This window comes from Nocardia sputorum (assembly GCF_027924405.1).
Taxonomy (GTDB): domain Bacteria; phylum Actinomycetota; class Actinomycetes; order Mycobacteriales; family Mycobacteriaceae; genus Nocardia; species Nocardia sputorum.
Window position 1 is genome coordinate 2,244,811 of the sequence record NZ_AP026978.1, and the last position, 17,222, is coordinate 2,262,032.

Here is a 17,222-nt window from a genome sequence, read left to right on the forward strand (position 1 = left end):
CGGCCGAGCGAAACCCTGCACGCGAACTAGTCGAACGTCTAGTTCACTGACAATGCGCCCGAGTCTCCGGCCGTTGCTGATCCCGCTCCGAAGGGCGGCGAGATCACGCTGAGCAACAACCCGGCCAGCCGGTCAGGACGGGGGTGCGGTCGGCGGGTAGTGGGAGCGCCTGCCGCTGATCAGGTCGCGGATCTTGTCCACGACCGCGGACACCATGCCCATGGTCTTCAGATAGCCGGGGCTCGACGGCGCGCCTGGATGCGGCCGGGTCGGTGCCATGGCCTTCGCCGCGGCCATCTTGCGCCCGAGTTCGTTGGACGTCTCCGGTGGTATCGCGTCCGCGAACACCGGCCATACCTCGGACTGCTCGAACTCGATGTGGGCGCGCGCGGCGGGAATGAACTCGGTCAGCGCCTGCTCGAACTCGGAGCTGCCCGCCTGCGAGTTCTTCAGCTGCTGGAGCAATTTCTTGGCCCGGTCCTCTTGGCCGATCGCCCGATCGGCGAGTTCGTCGCCGTCCGGGACCGTCCGCCGGACTTCCGGCCAGAAGAACTGCTCTTCGATCGCCTCGTGCTGCGATTCCGCGATCACCAGGGTGGTCACCAGATCACCACGAGCGCGGACCTCTGCGTCGCCGCTGCCCCGGCCACGTTCCAGGGACTCGAGAATCCCGAGTACGCCTTCGTGGTCGGTGCGCAGAAATGTCAATGCGTCCACTGCGTTCTCCTTCCGAGTGCCTGGCCATGCGGGTCCGCTGCCCGGTTGCAGCGTGCGGGGCTCAGGGGGTGGCGCGAGCGACCGCGGATCCGGTCCGGCCGTAGCCGCCGGGATCCGTGGTCGCGGGCGTTCACGACACGGCTTGGCTGACCGCGTTCGGGCCGTCGTAAGTCCGGTCGGGGATCGCCTCGAGGGCGTTGAGGATGTCTTTGTCCGCACCGTTGTCCCGGGCTGCCGAGACAATGCCCTCGCGGTCGCACGGATAGTCGAGACCGGAGAGGTACTTCTGCACCTGGATCGGATTGACCTGGCCCATGCTGTGCTCCTTTCGCGCAATCGCCGATTCGAGCAGCTGACACCGACGCACTACCACCCTCCCGGCACGCCAAACCACCGATGAATGCCGGTTCGGCGGAGTTCGCCGAGTCACGAGCGGCCGGTAGCGCGGTTTCGGGACGGTCTGGGCGGGAATCGCGTCGGAGAGCTGACGTCGAGGAGGTCTCCGTGTCGGATGGGAACACCGCGAGCCCGCAGCGGGTCGTGATCGTGGGGAGTGGATTCGCCGGGTTCACCTGCGCCCAGAAGCTCTGCCGCATCGTGGCGAAGGCGAAACGGGACGTCGAAATCGTCCTCGTCACCCCGAACGACTACATGCTCTACACCCCGCTGCTGCCGGATGTGGCGGGCGGACTGATCGACCCCCGATTCGTCGCCATCTCCCTGGCCGATTCGCTGCCGCGGGTCCGGCTCGTGGTCGCGAACGTCCGGTCGGTGGACCTGCAGAACAAGACGATCACGGTGGCCGGTGAGCAGTACCCGCCCCGGGAGTTGTCCTGGGATCGGCTGGTGCTGACGCCCGGATCGGTCACCCGGCTGTTCGACATACCCGGCTTGGCGGAGCACGCGCGCGGGCTCAAGACCGTCGCCGAGGCGCTGTACCTGCGTGAGCAGTTGTTGCGCCAGCTCGAACTCGCCGACGACGAAGAGGACGCCGAAGTACGGCGGGCCCGCCGCACCGTGGTCGTCGTGGGGGCGTCGTACGCGGGTACCGAGCTGATCGCGCAGTTGCGCGCCCTCGCCGACGCGTACGCCGCCCGGCGCGGATTCGACCCCGCCGAAGTGCGTTTCCTTCTGCTGGACATGGCCCCCAGGGTGATGCCCGAAGTCGGCGAGCGGCTCAGCGACAAGGTGCTGAAGGTGCTGCGGAAACGGGGTATCGAGATCCGGTTGGAGACCTCGTTGAAGAAACTCGACGAGAACTCGGTCGTGCTCACCGACGGCACGGTGGTTCCGACGCACACCGTCGCCTGGGTGACGGGCGTGACCGGCGCGCCGGTGCTCGGCACGCTCGGCCTGCCGTTGGAGAAGGGGCGCTTGGTCGTCGACGCGAAACTGGCCGTGCCCGGCCATCCGGACGTCTTCGCGGGCGGGGACGCGGCGGCCGTGCCCGACCTCACCAAGCCGGGCCGGATCACGCCGCCCACGGCGCAGCACGCCTCGCGGCAGGGCAAGACGCTGGCCAGGAACGTCGCCGCCAGTCTCGGCATCGGCACTGCCGTGGACTACAAGCATCGCGACCTCGGTCTGGTCGTCGACCTCGGGCCGGGCTTCGCCGTCGCCAACCCGATGGGCATCCGCCTCTCCGGTCTGCCCGCCAAGGCGGTGACGCGCGCCTATCACACCTTCGCCGTGCCGAGAGCCGTGAACCGCTGGGCGATCACGGTCTCCTACCTGACCATCGCGGTGACACCGCGGCCGCTGGCGCTGCTCGGACTCGTCAGCCACGAGGAAGCCAGCTTCGGCGGCAGCGAGGGCATCACCCGGCCTTCCTGACCATCAGGACGCCTTCACGCCGGCTTCCGCGCCCGCGTTGCCGACGAGACATCTCTGTGGCCGGGAGCCCGTGATGCCGATCCGCCGGGCGGCTACCACAGCCCGCGCGCGACCATTGCGCAACAAGAGGTTGCGGATCGTCGGGTGCGTCGGTTACGGTTATGCGCAACCAATGGTTGCGTATTGGTATTCGTGGTGCGGCTGCAGAACTCCGGAGGACACACATGAGTGGATTGCTGCTCGAGGACAAGAACGCTGTGATCTATGGCGGCGGGGGCGCAATCGGCGGCGCTATCGCACGGGTATTCGCCCGAGAAGGCGCGCGGGTCTTCCTCGCCGGGCGAACGCAGGCGAAGCTCGACGCCGTGGCGGAGGATATCGCCGCCACGGGCGGGACCGTCGAGACCGCGCGAGTCGACGTTCTCGATCAACAGGCGGTCGAAAACCACGCCAACGCGATCGCGGCGGCGGGCGGGAGCATCGACATCGCCCTCAATGCCGTGAGCGTGATGCACGACCAGGGGACGGTGCTGGCGAACCTCTCGCTGGCGGAGTTCATGCGGCCGATCGACGGCTTTCTGCGGACGCTGTTCATCACAAGCAAGGCTGTGGCACCGCACATGGGTCGCGAGCGTCCTGGCGTCATTCTGACCTTGTCCGAGCCCGGCGCCAAACTGGCCGTGGGCGGCATCCTCGGGCACGCCGTGAGCGCGGCCGGCAAGGAAGCATTCGCGCGGGGTCTGGCCGCGGAGCTGGCACCCCGCAACATCCGGGTCATCGACATCCGTCCACACGCTGTCGTCGACGCCCCGGCGGCGGGTTCCTACACCAAGGATCTCTTCGTCCAGACCGCGGCAGCGGCGGGGGAATCGGTCCAGGAATTGCTCGAAGGCGGGGCGATGGCGCAGGGGACGCTCCTGAAAAGGCTGCCCACGCTCTCCGAAGTCGCAGAGACTGCCGCTTTCCTTGCTTCAGATCGCGCTGGAGTCATGACCGGAACCGTTGTCAATCTGTCGGGCGGTGCACTTGTCGACTGAGACCACCCGATCAAGCCGACAAGGCCGAATTGCTTCGTTCGTCGCACATCCCGGGCGCTCCGCTGGTGCTGCCGAACGCCTTCGCCTCTGGCTGAGAATCGCAAGCGTGCCGGCATCCGAGAGTGAATGGGCGAAGCCGGGCGCCACCCGTCGGAAACCCCTGCGCGAGGTATGGGACAGCGGAGATGATGCGGTGGTGGACGAGGTGACGTATCGGCGATCGCGCGCCGGGTTGCACGCGGTCGCGGAGTTGTTGATCGCTGGGCCGCAATTCCGGGAGTTCGGCACCATCCGGTTGGGCGTCGTGCGGGGAGGCTTCGGGGGTGTGCGGTGGCCGGTCTCGGTTGTCGGAGCGGAATTGGTCTGGCCGGAAGGGCGGGTCCTGCTGGAGGGAACCTATCGAGAACTCGCCCGGGCTGCGGGTTTCGAACCTGGGCCGCCGGAGGGTGTGTACGCGGACACCACGGGCGTAGACCCCGATGCGACGATCGAGGTGGATCCCTCGGCGGCCGGGTTGATCGAAGACTGGCTCGCGGTAGGGGACAAGGCGTTGCGCTGCCTGGCTTCCGGCGTGACGCCGGTGCTGTGGCCGGAGCATTTCGATCTGTCGAGCACGCTCGACGAGGTGAACTACGGGGTCTCGCCGGGAGACGACGCCCATCCCGGCCCGTACGCCTACATCGGACCATGGACGCCACGGACCGGCGATTTCTGGAACGCGCCGTTCGGCGCGCGCAGGCCGCGCGGCGCGGTGAATACCGTCGCGGCATTGCTGGAGTTCTTCGAAGAGGGCAGGCAGCTCGCGGCGGAGGGCTGACGCGCCGCCATGCGGTTCCGCTCCGCGGTCGTCAGGCGCCTTTGCGCGTCGGGGCCTTTTTGGCCGCCTTCTTCGCAGGCGTCTTCTTCGCCGTGCTCTTGGTGGCCGCGCTCTTCGAGGCGCCGCTCTTGGACGCGGTGCTCTTGGCTCCGGCGCTCTTGGCCGCGGCCTTCTTCGCGGTCTTCTTCGGCTCCGCGCCCTCGCCACCCGCGGTCCTGCGCCCGCTCGCCTCCAGGCTGCGCTGCAGGGCGGCGACCAGGTCGACCACCTCGGCGTCCATCCCGCTCGGCGCGAGCTCCGGCTGCTCGGGCACCTTGCCGGTGCCGCTGGCGATCGCCTCGTCGAGCAAGCGCTTCAATTCGATCTGGTACTCGTCGGTGAACTGCTCCGGATCGAAGTCGTCGGACATGGCCTCGACGAGCGTCTCGGCCATCTTGATCTCCTGCGGCCTGGGGTCGGCGACACCGTCGAGGGATTCGAAGTCGACGGAGCGGACCTCGTCCGGCCACAGCAGCGTCTGGACCACCAGAACGCCCTCACGCACGCGCAGCGCGGCCAGCCGCGTCTTCTGCCGCAGCGTGAAATACACCAGGGCGGTGCGCTCGATCTTCTCCAGCGTCCGCGCCAGCAGGACGTAGGCCTTCGGCGTGCTGGAATCCGGTTCCAGGTAGTAGCTCTTCTCGAACAGGATCGGGTCGATCTGCTCGGACGGCACGAACTGGAGCACCGGGATCTCGTGCTTCTCGGCCACCGGCAGTTTCGCGAAGTCCTCGTCACTGAGGACGATCTTGTCGCCGTCCGGGGACTCGTAGGCCTTGTCGATCTCGGTGTACTGGACGGATTCACCGCACACGGTGCAGACGCGCTCGTATTTGATCCGGCCTCCATCCTTGGCGTGCACCTGATGGAACCGGATGTCGTGGTCCTCGGTGGCGGTGTACACCTTCACCGGAACGTTCACCAGCCCGAATGCGATCGAGCCCTTCCAGATCGATCTCATACACCCATCATGGCCGAAGCCCCTCGACCTCGCGCGGGAACCGGAACCCCGAGTGTCGCGGCCGCGACACGCCGCCGTAGCCGCCCCGGCAACGCCACGAAGAGCGCACTCATCGCCTTGGCCGTGCCCGCGAGGTCGGTGCGGCCCGACAGATACGCGCGTTGGGTCGCCGGGGGCAGCGCGAAGAAGGTGTCGAAGAACAGCGGGAGATCATCGGGCGGCAGCGCGAGCAGGGCGCGCAGCCCGGCACCGCGCAGCCGGTGGACGACGCGTGCCGCGGCAGGCCACACGTCCTGTCCCGCCGCCACCGCGTCGGCGGAAGCCAGCGTGGCGCCGACGCTGTACCCGGTCGCAGGGTGCAGGAATCCGCCCGCCGCCCCGAATCTCCGACGCCCGACGCGGCCGCCCTGCACCGGAAATCGGACGTGTTCCACGGGCTCCTCGCCGGTGTATCGAATGCCCCTGGCATCGAGCCGGTGCCGCAAGCGCGCGCGCAGTTGCGCACCGGTCAACGCGGGACGACCGGCCAGGCAGGTTTCCTCGAGCAGCATTCGCTCGGCGTCCAACGGGACGGCGTAGAGGAACGAGCGCGGCGCGCCGGGCGCGGCGCCGTTGTCCGGCCGCCAGTCCATGAACAGCGGGTCGAGTCCGCCGCAGCGTTCCGCGTCCACGATGACGCCGTAGGCGGTCTGCTCGGCCCGGGCGGGTGAGCGGGCCAGGCCGCGCGCGTCGATCACCCTCGCGCCGGTGATCGTCGCACCGGAGACCAAGGTCACCCGTTCGGGAGCGATGTGGGCCGCGCGGTCGGTGACGACGTTCGCGTCGGCTAGCCCCAGCGCGGTCTGCAATCTACCGGTGTCCAGCACGACGTAGGGGCGGTCCAGCCGGTGCGCGCGCGTTCCCCAGGCCAGCGGCCGGGGCACCGTCGCCGCGACGACATCCGGCGCCAGCCACTCCGGCAGTTCGTCGGCCCACACCGCGTAGGTGGCGGTCCACCTGCGCTCCGGCGCGGGATCCACCACGGTGACCGTGAGCCCGCGCGCCACGGCGCGGTGCGCGAGGGCGCGACCGGCCGGGCCGAGACCGCAGACGACCAAGTCGGGTGTCACGTCACGGGCCTGAGGTTCGCGGTGATGCGATGCGAGGCATGGTGGCAGCCTCTCATCTGCGCACTCGACGCGGGTACCGCCCACACGGGAAGGCGCGGAGGATCCGGCTTCGCGGTGCTCCGGAGTGCCAAGCCCGCGTGCCGAAACGTGACCGGCGCGGATCGGTGTCCAGACCGCAGTCGGTGACCACGAAGAGGGGGCGACTTCGACGCGCACCCGCGCGGCCGGTCGGTGCGGGCCGAGCGTCCCCGGCGGTGCGGCCGCGCCTCGGCAGGACCGGTCGTGGCCGGGCCGTGTGCCGATGGAATGTGTTCGCGCTCACCGTAGTTTGTCGCGCGTTGCTAGGATGCCGGGGCGCTGGCGCACGCATCCGGCTCCGGTGCCGAGTGTCAGGTGTCGGCGCACCGGTGCGCCGCGGATGGCGCGCCGGGCAGGTTGCCGACCGGCGACCGCTGGCGTCCGAGAGCGAAAGCGGCACGACCGGAACGAGTTAGGGGTAGACGCAGTGTTCGAACTGACCAGGCGGCGCAGCCGGTGGATCCTCGCCGTGTTCGTGGTGCTCGCACTGGCGATGGGCACGCTGAGCGCGACGCTGTTCGACAAAGTGCAGGGCGGCGGGTACATCGACCCCGACAGCGAATCGAGCCGGGCGACCGCCGTGCTGCGCGACACCTTCGGCGAGGCCACCCCGAATTTCGTGCTGCTGGTGCAAACTCGCCGATCGGTCGACGACGACGCCGCGGCCACCGCGGCGACGAACCTGGCCACCGAGCTGAAGTCGGAGCCCGGCGTCGCGGGCGTCACGTCCTACTGGACCGACAAATCGCCCGCGCTGCGCAGCACCGACGGCACCAAGGGCCTGATCGTGGCCAGCATCCTCGGCGAGGAGGCCGAGGTCGACAAGCGGGTGGGCGACCTCGCCGACCGGTTCGGCGGCACGCGCGGCCCGCTCGAGGTGCGGGTCGGCGGCTACGCGATGCTGCTGCACGAGACGGTGCAGCAGAGCGAGAAGGACGTCGTGCTGGGCGAATCCATCGCCTTCCCGATCACGCTGGTCGCCCTGCTGCTCGTGTTCGGCGGCCTGGTCGCGGCCAGCCTGCCGCTGGTGGTCGCGATGATCACGGTGATGATCACGATGGGCGCGCTGTGGCTGATCGCGAGCGTCACCGATCTCGCCGCCACCGCGACCAACGTCGCCACCCTGCTCGGGCTCGGCCTGGCGATCGACTACAGCCTGCTGATCATCAGCCGCTACCGCGACGAACTGGTCGCCGGTCAGCAGCCCGGCGCCGCGGTGGCGGCGACCATGCGCTCGGCGGGCCGGACCGTCCTGTTCTCCGCCGTCACCGTCGCGGTCGCACTGTCGGGCCTGCTGTTCTTCCCGCTGCTGGCCGTGCGGTCGATGGGTTACGCGGGTCTGGCCGTCGCGGTGATCGCCGCGACGGTGTCGCTGACCGTGCTGCCGGCGATCCTGTTCCTGCTCGGCACCAAGATCGACAACGGCCAGTTGTGGTGGTTCCTGCGCGCCGCTCGCCCCGCGCCCGGCGAGGGCGCCTGGCACCGCCTGGCGCGGTTCGTGATGATGCGGCCGGTGCCCATCGGCCTGGCGGTGACCGCCCTGCTGCTCGTGCTGGGCGCGCCGTTCCTCGGCGTGCAGCTCGGCTTCCCCGACGAACGGTCGCTGCCGGAGTCGATGAACAATCGCCAGGTCACCGAGACCATCCAGCGCGACTTCTCCGCCACCGAGCAGAACGGTCTGTTCGCGGTACTGCCCGAAAGCGCCTACAGCGCCGCCGGATTGGACGCCTACGCCCGGGAACTGTCGGAGATCGAGAACGTCCGCCGGGTCGACACCGCCACCGGCAGTTACAGCCACGGCGGGCTGCTCGCCGCGCCCACCGAGGCCAACGGCCGCTTCCGCGCCGCGAACGCCGCCTATCTCACGGTGGTCCCGGACACCACCGATCCCACGGTGCTGGACCGGATCGCCGATGACGTGCGCGCGACGCCCGCCGCCTCGCCGGTGCTGGTCGGCGGCGTGGCCGCGGCCAACGCGGACGCCATCGGCTCGGTGATCTCGGCGCTGCCCTACGCGCTGGCCTTCGTCGTGCTGATCATGGTGGTGGTCCTGTTCCTGCTCACCGGCAGCGTCGTGCTCCCGCTGCTGGCGGTCGTGCTCAGCTTCCTGAGCCTCACCGCGACCTTCGGTGCGCTGGTCTGGATCTTCCAGGACGGGCACCTGTCCGGGCTGCTCGGTTTCACCGTCACCGGCGACCTGCCGCCGACGGTTCCGGTCATGCTGTTCGGCGTCGCGTTCGGTCTCGCCATGGACTACCAGGTCTTCCTGCTGGCGCGCATTCGGGAGGAGTACCAGCGCACCCGATCGAACGCGCTGGCCGTCACCTCCGGGCTGGAGCGCATCGGCCGGATCGTCACGGCCGCGGCGGTCCTGATCTCGCTGGTCTTCCTCGGTTTCCTGGCCTCCGACATCACCTTCATGAAGGCGTTCGGTATCGGGCTTCCGCTCGCCGTCCTGGTGGACGCGACCCTGGTGCGCGGCTTCCTGCTGCCCGCGGCGATGGAATTGCTCGGCCACTGGAACTGGTACGCGCCCGGCCCGTTGCGCGCACTGCACCGGCGCTTCGGCATCGACGAGGAGCCTGCCGCTCCCGCGGTCGCGGGACGGGAGGACTGGCTCCAGCCCGCGCGGCTCTGAGCCGCGACGATCGGACGAGCCCGATCCGGTAGGGTCGGTCCGGCAGCTCCGGGGAGGCCCACACGGGGTGGGACGGCTGCCGGGAATGTGGAGGGCGACCGCGATGACCTACCCGTCCGGTTCCGGATTCGGCGGCGGCCGAGCGGATTACGGGAAATCGGACGAGGCGCGGCACGCGCCGGACTGGGGAAGCATGTCCCCGCCGAGCGCGTACCCGATGCAGGCGTGGGAGGCGCCGCCCCTGCCTCCGCCGCCCAGGCGCGGAACCGGCGTGATCGTCGCGCTGGCGGTCGGCGTGGTCGCCGTGCTGGTGGCGGTCGGGATCGGCGTCTCGGCGCATTCGCGGGTGCCGGGGCACGCACAGGCCGCGGCCACGTCCGCCGAGGCGACCACCCGCGCGGGCGGCGTCACCAGCACTCGACCCGCGCGGCCCACGCCGGGCGGTACGCGCCCTTCGTCGGGCAGGCTGAGCTACACGGAATACGCGAAAGACTGGGACTTCCGGTTCGATCGCGTCGAGTTGCACGCCGACTGGGTCGACGGCCGTGATCACGCCGATTGCCATCCGATCGAAGCGGCGGGCAAGCTCACCGGCCTCGGCTGCGTCTACGCGGCGGAGCTGGTGTATCGCGCCGAGGGCGGCGCGCTCATGCTCACCCAGTTCGTCCTCGGCATGGCCGACCAGGACAAGGCGGCCGCGGCGAAAGACCGGTTCACCGACGCGGACCTCACCCTGCGTCCCGGCACGTACATCAAGGGCTATGCGACCGGCAAGTGGAAGGACGGCACCGAGAAGGAATTCGTGGTGGTGACGCTGGCGACCGCCACCGGCGCGGTCGACGCCCCAACCGTGGAGAAATACCTGCGCTACCGGCACGCCGACACGCTCGGCGCGCTGGCGTTCCGGTAGCGGCGCTGTCGCCGGTCAGATACCGCCGGTGGAGAGCAATCCGCCGTCCACGCGCACCGTCTCGCCGGTGATCCACGCAGCCTCGTCCGAAACCAGGAATCCGATCAAGCGCGCCACATCCTCCGGGCTGCCCAACCGCTTCATCGGGTACACGCTCGCGGCGCGTTCCTCGTCGGCCGAGTACAGCGCGTCGGCGAACTTGGTCTTGATCACGCCGGGGGCGACGGCGTTCACCCGGATCTTCGGCCCCAGCTGCCAGGCGAGTTCGCCGGTGAGATGGATCAGCGCGGACTTGGACGCGCCGTAGGCGGCGATCACGCCGGTCGAGCGGATGCCCGCCACGCTGGCCACGTTGACCACGGCGCCGCCGTGGTCGCGCATCCACGCCCGGTACGCCTCCTGGATGTAGCCGAGAGCCGCGACCACGTTCACGTCGAAGATCTTGCGCACGGCGTCCAGGTCGGCGTCCATCAGGGAGCCGTAGACCGGGTTGATTCCGGTGTTGTTGATCAGCACGTCCAGCGAACCGAACTCCGTGACCGCGCGCTCGACCGCGGCCGCCCGATCCGCGGCGACACCCGAGTTGCCGGCCAGGGCGACGACCTGGCCCTGGTGACCCAGTTCGCGCAGCTCCGCGGCGGCCTCCTCCAGCGGATCCTTCTTCCGCGCGGTGATCAGCACGTTCGCGCCGCGGCCGAGCAGTTCCGCCGCGACCGCCTTGCCGATGCCACGGCTGGCCCCCGTGACCAGAGCGCTCTTGCCCAATAGATCGGTACTCATGGCATCGCACGCTAGCGCAGGCGATCGTACGGGCCGTTACCGCCGTCACATGCGGGGTGCTGGGATGGGGCACCACCACTGGTCCCAGGTAAAATTGGTGGTTCTTGTGCGCGTCGGGTCGCACAATCGAGCACGCGTCCAGCACCACGATCCGCGAGGAGAAGTTTGTGATCACCGCGACCGACCTGGAGGTCCGGGCCGGAGTCCGCACCCTGCTGTCCGCTCCGGGACCGGCGCTGCGGGTGCAGGCGGGCGACCGGATCGGGCTGGTCGGGCGCAACGGCGCGGGGAAGACCACCACGCTGCGCATCCTGGCCGGTGAGGGTGAGCCGTACGCCGGGAAGATCCTTCGCTCCAGCGACATCGGTTACCTGCCGCAGGATCCGCGCGAGGGCAATCTGGACGTGCTGGCTCGCGACCGGGTGCTGTCCGCCCGCGGCTTGGACACGCTGATCCGGGAGATGGAGAAGCAGCAGGCGCTGATGGCCGAGGTGGCCGACGACAAGGAGCGCGAGAAGGCCGTCCGCAAGTACGGCAGGCTCGAGGAGCGCTTCTCGGCACTCGGCGGCTACGTCGCCGAGAGCGAGGCCGCGCGCATCTGCCACAGTCTCGGCCTGCCCGACCGGGTCCTCGGCCAGCCGTTGCGCACCCTCTCCGGTGGCCAGCGGCGCCGAATCGAATTGGCGCGCATCCTGTTCGCCGCTTCCGACGGCAGCGGCGGGCGCTCCGACACCATCCTGTTGCTGGACGAGCCGACCAACCATCTCGACGCCGACTCGATCACCTGGCTGCGCGGCTTCCTGCAGAACCACGACGGCGGACTGATCGTCATCAGCCACGACGTCGACCTGCTCGCCGACGTGGTGAACAAGGTGTGGTTCCTGGACGCGGTGCGCGGCGAGGCCGACGTCTACAACATGGGCTGGAAGAAGTACCTCGACGCGCGCGCGACCGATGAGCAGCGCAGGCGCCGCGAACGCGCGAACGCCGAGAAGAAGGCCAGTGCGCTGCGCGCCCAAGCGGCCAAGCTCGGCGCGAAGGCCACCAAAGCGACTGCGGCGCAGAACATGGCCAAGCGCGCCGATCGCCTGCTGGCGGAGCTCGACGACGTGCGCGTGGCCGACAAAGTCGCCCGGATCAAGTTCCCCGAGCCCGCTGCCTGCGGCAAGAGCCCCCTGATGGCCGAGAACCTGACCAAGGTCTACGGCTCGCTGGAGATCTTCACCGGCGTCGACCTCGCGATCGATCGCGGCAGCCGGGTGGTCGTCCTCGGACTCAACGGTGCGGGCAAGACGACGCTGCTGCGCCTGCTGGCCGGCGTCGAGCAGCCGACGGCGGGCGGGCTGGTGCCGGGGCACGGCCTGAAGATCGGCTACTTCGCCCAGGAGCACGACACCCTGGACGACAACGCCACCGTGTGGGAGAACATCCGCCACGCCGCGCCGGACGCGGGCGAGCAGGATCTGCGCGGCCTGCTCGGCGCTTTCATGTTCTCCGGTCCGCAACTCGAGCAGCCGGCGGGCACCCTGTCGGGTGGTGAGAAGACCAGGCTCGCACTCGCCGGATTGGTCTCCTCGGCGGCGAACGTGCTGCTGCTCGACGAGCCGACGAACAACCTCGACCCGGTGTCGCGGGAGCAGGTGCTCGACGCCCTGCGCACCTACGCGGGCGCGGTGGTGCTGGTAACCCACGACCCCGGCGCAGCGGAGGCGCTGTCTCCGGAACGCGTGATCCTGCTTCCGGACGGGACAGAAGACCATTGGTCGGCCGAATACCTGGAACTTATTCAGCTCGCGTGAGTTTCATCACAGGAACCCGTTGATCACGGCCTGCTGAGTGCTTAGCCTGGAAAGACGCTGCTCGGCGACTCGGAGGAAGCCATGAGCGACAGGCCACAAAGCAAGGCCACATTGGGTAAGGGCACACGCGTCACCGGGAAGTCACGCGACCGCCTACAGACCCAGCTGAAGAAACAATACGAGGCGGGTGCGAGCATCCGGTCATTGGCGCGGTCCACCGGCCGCTCCTACGGCTTCATCCACAACGTGCTCGTGGAGTCGCATGTGCAGCTCCGCAGCCGGGGCGGAGCCAATCGCCGCAAGGGTCAATAGCACCGCCACGGCGCGCGGAATTCGCGCCGCGAGGAACCCGTCGCACGGTGCCGTACACGTGGCCGGCGGAAGGGGCCTCGCGGTGCGGAGCCCGCTGTCGCGGATGATGGTTCCGCCGTCCGTTCCCCTAGGAACCGCCGAGGCAGCCGCCCGGCGGGTCGGCGCGGACTTGCCGTCGGCGTTGTTCGCCTGAAGGGCAACCGGGTAAGCCGGTGACCGTGTCGGCGCGTGCCGGGGCAGCGCGGGAGTCCTGCCTCGACGCGATGAATGAATCTCGCCTACCGGGGTTTCCGCTGCCGACGGCGCGGGATGGCGGTTGTGCTCAGTAGCCCGCCACCATGCCGTCACCGTCCACCAGCAGGTTGGCCAGGCTGCGAAAGATCGGCAGTCCGGTTTTGATCTCCAGGTAGGCGAACTGGCCCTGCGGGTTGACCTCCAAGAAGTAGTACTCGCCGTCGCGGCCGAGCCGAATGTCGAGGACGCCGAAGGACAATCCGAGCGCGCCCATCAGGGTGGCCAGCGACTTGCTCACCGAGGCGGGCAGCTGGCCGGGCACGAAATCGACCGACGTGTCCAGGCGGGAGTCGACCTTCCCGACGCCCGCCTGCGAGTCGATGCGCACGGTCCATTCGACGCCGTCGACCCAGACCACGCGTAGATCGCAGGTGGCGTCGACGTAGTCCTGGAAGGTGGTCGGCGCCGAACGGATCGCGGCCAGCCTGCCGAAATCGTCCCTGGAGATGATCCTGGTCTCGGCGAACTCCGCTCGGCTGGTGCCGGTGCGCTTGTAAACGACCGGGCCGGGACGGGATTCGACGAAGCTGCGCGCCTCGTCCGGATCATTGGTGATCAGAGTCTCCGGCACCGCGAACCCGGCCCGCAACGCCGTCTCCAGTTGCACGATCTTGCGTCCCGCGGTGCGGTCGGCGCCCGGGTCGTTGACCCAGTAAGCCGGGATGGACCAGAGCAGGCCCTGGATGAATCCGTCGCACTCGGCTTGGCGAAAATCGTTGTCCGAGGAGCGGACACTCGCGGGTACCCGCGCGGGGTGCGGGCGCCGCCACCACACCGACCGGACGTCGTCGAGGCCGATCAGGTGCGACAGCGACCGCGTGGTGCCGAGCCGGTCCAGCCGGAAGCTGCCGGACTCCCGGGGGAAATCACGCAGGTCGAGGTGGATCGGGCCGAGCCCGTGGTGTTCTCGCAGGGTCGCCGCCATCGCGGTGGCGTGTAGATCATCGGATTCGGACACGATCAGGACCGAACCGCGCCGGCGTGCGGCCATCGGCCTGCCGCTCAGTCGAGGCTGTCGCAGTTGATGCCGTCGTCGCTGCCGTTGATCGTCTTGGTCTGGCAGTAGGTGAACGTCGCCCCGCCCGCGCCCGGAGAATCGACGAGTTGCAGCCGGTCGGCCCAGGTTTCGGTGAGCTGACGCAGCTGCTCGTCGCCGAGCGCCTCCGACGGTGACTCCGGGATGGTCATCGGCCGATCGACCAGATCGATGCGCAGCCTGCGGGTGAAATCGGCGGTGGCGCCCGCCCGGATGTCCACCAGCACCGGGCGGCCGTCCTGATCGGCGTGCGGCGCCGCGGAATCGATCACGCGCAGGACATCGGACCGACTGAAGGTCCACGTTCCCTCGGCGACGCGCACGCTGATCTGCCGGTCGGATTCCGCGACCAGCAAGCCCTGGAGCGGAGGAACGCGGTCAGCCTTCGGCGTCGTACCGGGAGGGTGGATTGCGTCGGTCATAGCCGTTTCTCCGATCTGCTCACGATTTGCCACGACCCCCAAGCGTGTGAGCGATCATATCGCGGCGAGGGGCGCTACCGGCTCGGATCGCGAGATTTCCCGGCCCGTGGCAAACCGAATTCCGATCCAAAAGCGGCGAGGGCCGAAAGATTTCCGGTAGGCTGGAAATACCTCCAGCGCAATCAAGGAGCTATTCGCACGCGGTGCACGGACGGTGTCCATAGCCCGATATTGGCGGCTGTGCATCTGTACATTCGCGCAGCTCGGTGGGGTCATGGCGGCCGGGTGCGCACGGCATCGTATATCCTCCGCCCCGATCTGCGTCGCGTCTGATCGGCTTGCCCGAATCCGGTTGTGTGTCCGCGGTTCCGAGCTTCGCTGGAAGTCAGCCCCGGTTCGCGTTGCGCTCCGCCCACCAGGCGGGAGCGTCGATGAAGTGGTTGTCGAACTCTTCCTGCGCGGCGGCGAGTTCGGTCATCGTGGATTCTCCCGCGGCGATCCGCTCCAGCAGCCGGAAGTACTCGAATCGCTGCACGCCCGGGGTGAGCGCGATGAGGATGCGCGCCGTGCTGTCGGGCGCGGCGCCGAAGGCATGCGGCATGAATTTCGGGACAACGATCGACCCGCCCGCGCCGACGGTGACGATGCGGTCACCGGCCAGCAGTTGCAGTTCCCCCTCGGCGACGTAGAAAAGCTCGTCGGAACGCGTGTGGTAATGCGGCGCCGCCCCGTCCGCGCCGCGATCCATGCTGACCTCGAGTGTGCTCAGGCCGCCGCCCGCCTCCTCGGCGTCGATCAGCAGGCGCAGGGTGACCGATGTGGTGCGCAGGGTCTCCGCGTCCTGCGGCTGGCGGATCGCGACGTCCTTGCGAGCAGTGGGGGTGTGCATCGAGGTCTCCATTAGTTCGTCCGCTGATAATTCGATACCGAACTATATCTCACCGAATAGAATCTTGTCCATGACCGAGCGGAAGACGGACGCCGTGGACGCGATCGTGGCGCAGTGGGAACGGGAACGCCCCGATCTCGATCTCGAGGCGATGGCCGTGGTCGGACGGCTGGGCCGGCTGCTGGTGGTGGCCCAGCGGGAGATCGAGGCGGTGTTCGGCAAGCACGGCCTGCAACGCGGCGAGTTCGATGTGCTTGCCGCGCTGCGCCGTTCGGGCGAGCCGTTCGAACTCAACCCCTCGGCCCTCGCCGACACGTTGATGCTGTCACGTGCGGGCATGACCGGACGGCTGGATCGCCTGGAGTCGGCGGGGCTGGTGCGGCGCGTGGCCGACGCGCACGACCGCCGGGCGGTGCGCGTCGCCCTGACCGAACCGGGGCGCGAACTGGTCGACACCGTGGTCACCGAGCACACCGCGAACGAGACCCGGCTGCTGTCGGTGCTCACCGCGAGCGAACGCCGGGAACTGGACCGAATCGCGCGAATCCTGCTCAGCAGCATGGAACCGGGCGCGTAATCGCGATAGCTCACGCACCCGTCTCCGCACTGAATCGCGCTCTACATGGGAGAACTCGTGCCTCGATGAGGTAGCCCGATACTCGTGTCAACGCGCCGCGGGGGGTCTACCTTGGGATTCCGTGCCGAAGGGGTCGGCGCGGTTGTGCAAGGAGGACACGATGATCGACATCATCACGCTCCGCGGCACCGGCGAGCCGCGCAACTCCGGCGGAACGCCCGCGGGCATGCTGCACGACGTCACGAAACTGCTCGACACCAGCAGATTCAGCTGCTTCGAACCGGATTGGCCCGCTTCTGTCGGCCCCGTCCCGGAGGCGTGGGGACCTTCGCTGGAGACCTCGGTACGGCTCGGAGTCGCCGCCGGGGTGAAGGCGATCCAGGACTCGCCGAACGTCTGCGGCCTGCTGAGCTATTCGCTCGGCGGCATCTGCGCCAGCCGCATCCTGGAGGGTGTCCAGTCCGGGAAGTACAAGAACACCGACGGCACGCCGCTGGAAATCGCCTTCGTGGTGAACATCGCCAACCCCCTGCGCCGCGCCGGGCAGTCGGTGGCGAATCTCTGCCCGGCGAATACGTTCGGCCTGCACGGGCAGCGCGGCGCGTGGCCCGCCTCGGTCGCGGTGCGCGAGTACGCCAATCCGGGCGACATCATCACCGCGTCACCGGGCAATTCGCCGTTGCGCGTCATCGACGTGGGCATCTCGCCGTTCTCCTTCGTGGAGGGCGCCCGCATCGGCGACATCGCGCCGCTGATCTTCGCCGAACTGCTGGAGATCCTGCTGCGCGACCCGATCGGCAACCTCGACCGCTACACCGCGGCGGTCCGCGGCGTCGTCGGCTACCTCACCCCGTGGCCCTACGGCCAGCACGTCCTCTACAACCATCAGCACATGCCCGGGACGAACGTCCCGTGGACCACGCACGCCGCCGAGTACATCAATACGACGTACTGAGCACCTTCCGCCACCCGAG

17 protein-coding genes are annotated in these 17,222 nt (G+C 69.0%); 9 read left to right on the forward strand and 8 right to left on the reverse strand.

Going from position 1 to position 17,222, the window contains the following annotated elements:
• Positions 1–132: 132 nt before the first annotated feature.
• Positions 133–717 (reverse strand): hemerythrin domain-containing protein, encoded by a 585-nt coding sequence (locus QMG86_RS10455; RefSeq protein ID WP_281879160.1) that lies wholly within the window; start codon positions 715–717, stop codon positions 133–135.
• A gap of 130 nt (positions 718–847) precedes the next feature.
• Positions 848–1,033: a DUF2795 domain-containing protein gene (locus QMG86_RS10460; RefSeq protein WP_281879161.1), complete on the reverse strand. Its 186-nt coding sequence runs from the start codon at positions 1,031–1,033 to the stop codon at positions 848–850.
• 188 nt (positions 1,034–1,221) lie between these two features.
• Between QMG86_RS10460 and QMG86_RS10465 the strand changes: the two genes are divergently transcribed.
• The 3 genes from QMG86_RS10465 to QMG86_RS10475 all read left to right on the forward strand — a co-directional run bounded on the left by QMG86_RS10465 (position 1,222) and on the right by QMG86_RS10475 (position 4,404).
• Entirely contained in the window at positions 1,222–2,550 is a 1,329-nt protein-coding gene (locus tag QMG86_RS10465; protein ID WP_281879162.1) for an NAD(P)/FAD-dependent oxidoreductase, read from the forward strand.
• 224 nt (positions 2,551–2,774) lie between these two features.
• The gene (locus QMG86_RS10470; protein ID WP_281879163.1) at positions 2,775–3,587 is read left to right on the forward strand and encodes an SDR family NAD(P)-dependent oxidoreductase; all 813 of its coding nucleotides are present in this window, start codon (positions 2,775–2,777) and stop codon (positions 3,585–3,587) included.
• A gap of 106 nt (positions 3,588–3,693) precedes the next feature.
• On the forward strand, positions 3,694–4,404 hold the full coding sequence (locus tag QMG86_RS10475; RefSeq protein ID WP_281879165.1) for a hypothetical protein: 711 nt from the start codon (positions 3,694–3,696) through the stop codon (positions 4,402–4,404).
• A gap of 31 nt (positions 4,405–4,435) precedes the next feature.
• On the opposite strand, the gene ku is transcribed toward QMG86_RS10475, so the two are convergent.
• On the reverse strand, positions 4,436–5,404 hold the full coding sequence (gene ku, locus QMG86_RS10480; RefSeq protein WP_281879166.1) for a non-homologous end joining protein Ku: 969 nt from the start codon (positions 5,402–5,404) through the stop codon (positions 4,436–4,438).
• A complete protein-coding gene (locus tag QMG86_RS10485; RefSeq protein WP_281879168.1) occupies positions 5,401–6,513 on the reverse strand; it encodes a lycopene cyclase family protein in 1,113 nt (370 codons plus the stop codon). Before QMG86_RS10485 ends, ku begins: the two co-directional genes overlap by 4 nt.
• A 505-nt stretch (positions 6,514–7,018) precedes the next feature.
• On the opposite strand from QMG86_RS10485, the gene QMG86_RS10490 reads away from it, so the two are divergent.
• Entirely contained in the window at positions 7,019–9,229 is a 2,211-nt protein-coding gene (locus tag QMG86_RS10490; protein ID WP_281879169.1) for an MMPL family transporter, read from the forward strand.
• A 103-nt stretch (positions 9,230–9,332) separates the two neighbouring features.
• Positions 9,333–10,139, forward strand: a complete 807-nt coding sequence (locus QMG86_RS10495; protein ID WP_281879171.1) for a hypothetical protein — start codon at positions 9,333–9,335, stop codon at positions 10,137–10,139.
• A 15-nt stretch (positions 10,140–10,154) separates the two neighbouring features.
• On the opposite strand, the gene QMG86_RS10500 is transcribed toward QMG86_RS10495, so the two are convergent.
• The gene (locus QMG86_RS10500) at positions 10,155–10,919 is read right to left on the reverse strand and encodes an SDR family oxidoreductase (protein WP_281879172.1); all 765 of its coding nucleotides are present in this window, start codon (positions 10,917–10,919) and stop codon (positions 10,155–10,157) included.
• Positions 10,920–11,086: 167 nt separating this feature from the next.
• Between QMG86_RS10500 and QMG86_RS10505 the strand changes: the two genes are divergently transcribed.
• Entirely contained in the window at positions 11,087–12,718 is a 1,632-nt protein-coding gene (locus QMG86_RS10505) for an ABC-F family ATP-binding cassette domain-containing protein (protein WP_281879173.1), read from the forward strand.
• 81 nt (positions 12,719–12,799) lie between these two features.
• On the forward strand, positions 12,800–13,030 hold the full coding sequence (locus QMG86_RS10510; protein WP_040867425.1) for a helix-turn-helix domain-containing protein: 231 nt from the start codon (positions 12,800–12,802) through the stop codon (positions 13,028–13,030).
• Between the two features lie 322 nt (positions 13,031–13,352).
• Here QMG86_RS10510 and QMG86_RS10515 read toward each other — a convergent pair whose 3' ends face one another.
• The 3 genes from QMG86_RS10515 to QMG86_RS10525 all read right to left on the reverse strand — a co-directional run bounded on the left by QMG86_RS10515 (position 13,353) and on the right by QMG86_RS10525 (position 15,671).
• Entirely contained in the window at positions 13,353–14,282 is a 930-nt protein-coding gene (locus QMG86_RS10515; protein WP_281879174.1) for an MvdC/MvdD family ATP grasp protein, read from the reverse strand.
• Between the two features lie 44 nt (positions 14,283–14,326).
• A complete protein-coding gene (locus tag QMG86_RS10520; RefSeq protein WP_281879175.1) occupies positions 14,327–14,782 on the reverse strand; it encodes a hypothetical protein in 456 nt (151 codons plus the stop codon).
• A gap of 385 nt (positions 14,783–15,167) precedes the next feature.
• Positions 15,168–15,671, reverse strand: a complete 504-nt coding sequence (locus tag QMG86_RS10525) for a cupin domain-containing protein (RefSeq protein ID WP_434085571.1) — start codon at positions 15,669–15,671, stop codon at positions 15,168–15,170.
• A gap of 70 nt (positions 15,672–15,741) precedes the next feature.
• Here QMG86_RS10525 and QMG86_RS10530 point away from each other — a divergent pair, with 70 nt between their 5' ends.
• Together QMG86_RS10530 and QMG86_RS10535 are read left to right on the forward strand one after the other, a co-directional pair.
• Positions 15,742–16,248, forward strand: a complete 507-nt coding sequence (locus QMG86_RS10530) for a MarR family winged helix-turn-helix transcriptional regulator (protein ID WP_281879177.1) — start codon at positions 15,742–15,744, stop codon at positions 16,246–16,248.
• A gap of 160 nt (positions 16,249–16,408) precedes the next feature.
• On the forward strand, positions 16,409–17,203 hold the full coding sequence (locus QMG86_RS10535) for a hypothetical protein (RefSeq protein ID WP_281879178.1): 795 nt from the start codon (positions 16,409–16,411) through the stop codon (positions 17,201–17,203).
• Positions 17,204–17,222: the final 19 nt, after the last annotated feature.

Bases quoted from the DNA above. Each gene is read 5' to 3' on its own strand.
- QMG86_RS10460 (WP_281879161.1), bottom strand. From the start codon at position 1,033: ATGGGCCAGGTCAATCCGATCCAGGTGCAGAAGTACCTCTCCGGTCTC.
- QMG86_RS10470 (WP_281879163.1), top strand. From the start codon at position 2,775: ATGAGTGGATTGCTGCTCGAGGACAAGAACGCTGTGATCTATGGCGGC.
- ku (WP_281879166.1), bottom strand. From the start codon at position 5,404: ATGAGATCGATCTGGAAGGGCTCGATCGCATTCGGGCTGGTGAACGTT.
- QMG86_RS10495 (WP_281879171.1), top strand. From the start codon at position 9,333: ATGACCTACCCGTCCGGTTCCGGATTCGGCGGCGGCCGAGCGGATTAC.
- QMG86_RS10500 (WP_281879172.1), bottom strand. From the start codon at position 10,919: ATGAGTACCGATCTATTGGGCAAGAGCGCTCTGGTCACGGGGGCCAGC.
- QMG86_RS10510 (WP_040867425.1), top strand. From the start codon at position 12,800: ATGAGCGACAGGCCACAAAGCAAGGCCACATTGGGTAAGGGCACACGC.
- QMG86_RS10520 (WP_281879175.1), bottom strand. From the start codon at position 14,782: ATGACCGACGCAATCCACCCTCCCGGTACGACGCCGAAGGCTGACCGC.
- QMG86_RS10525 (WP_434085571.1), bottom strand. From the start codon at position 15,671: ATGCACACCCCCACTGCTCGCAAGGACGTCGCGATCCGCCAGCCGCAG.
- QMG86_RS10530 (WP_281879177.1), top strand. From the start codon at position 15,742: ATGACCGAGCGGAAGACGGACGCCGTGGACGCGATCGTGGCGCAGTGG.
- QMG86_RS10535 (WP_281879178.1), top strand. From the start codon at position 16,409: ATGATCGACATCATCACGCTCCGCGGCACCGGCGAGCCGCGCAACTCC.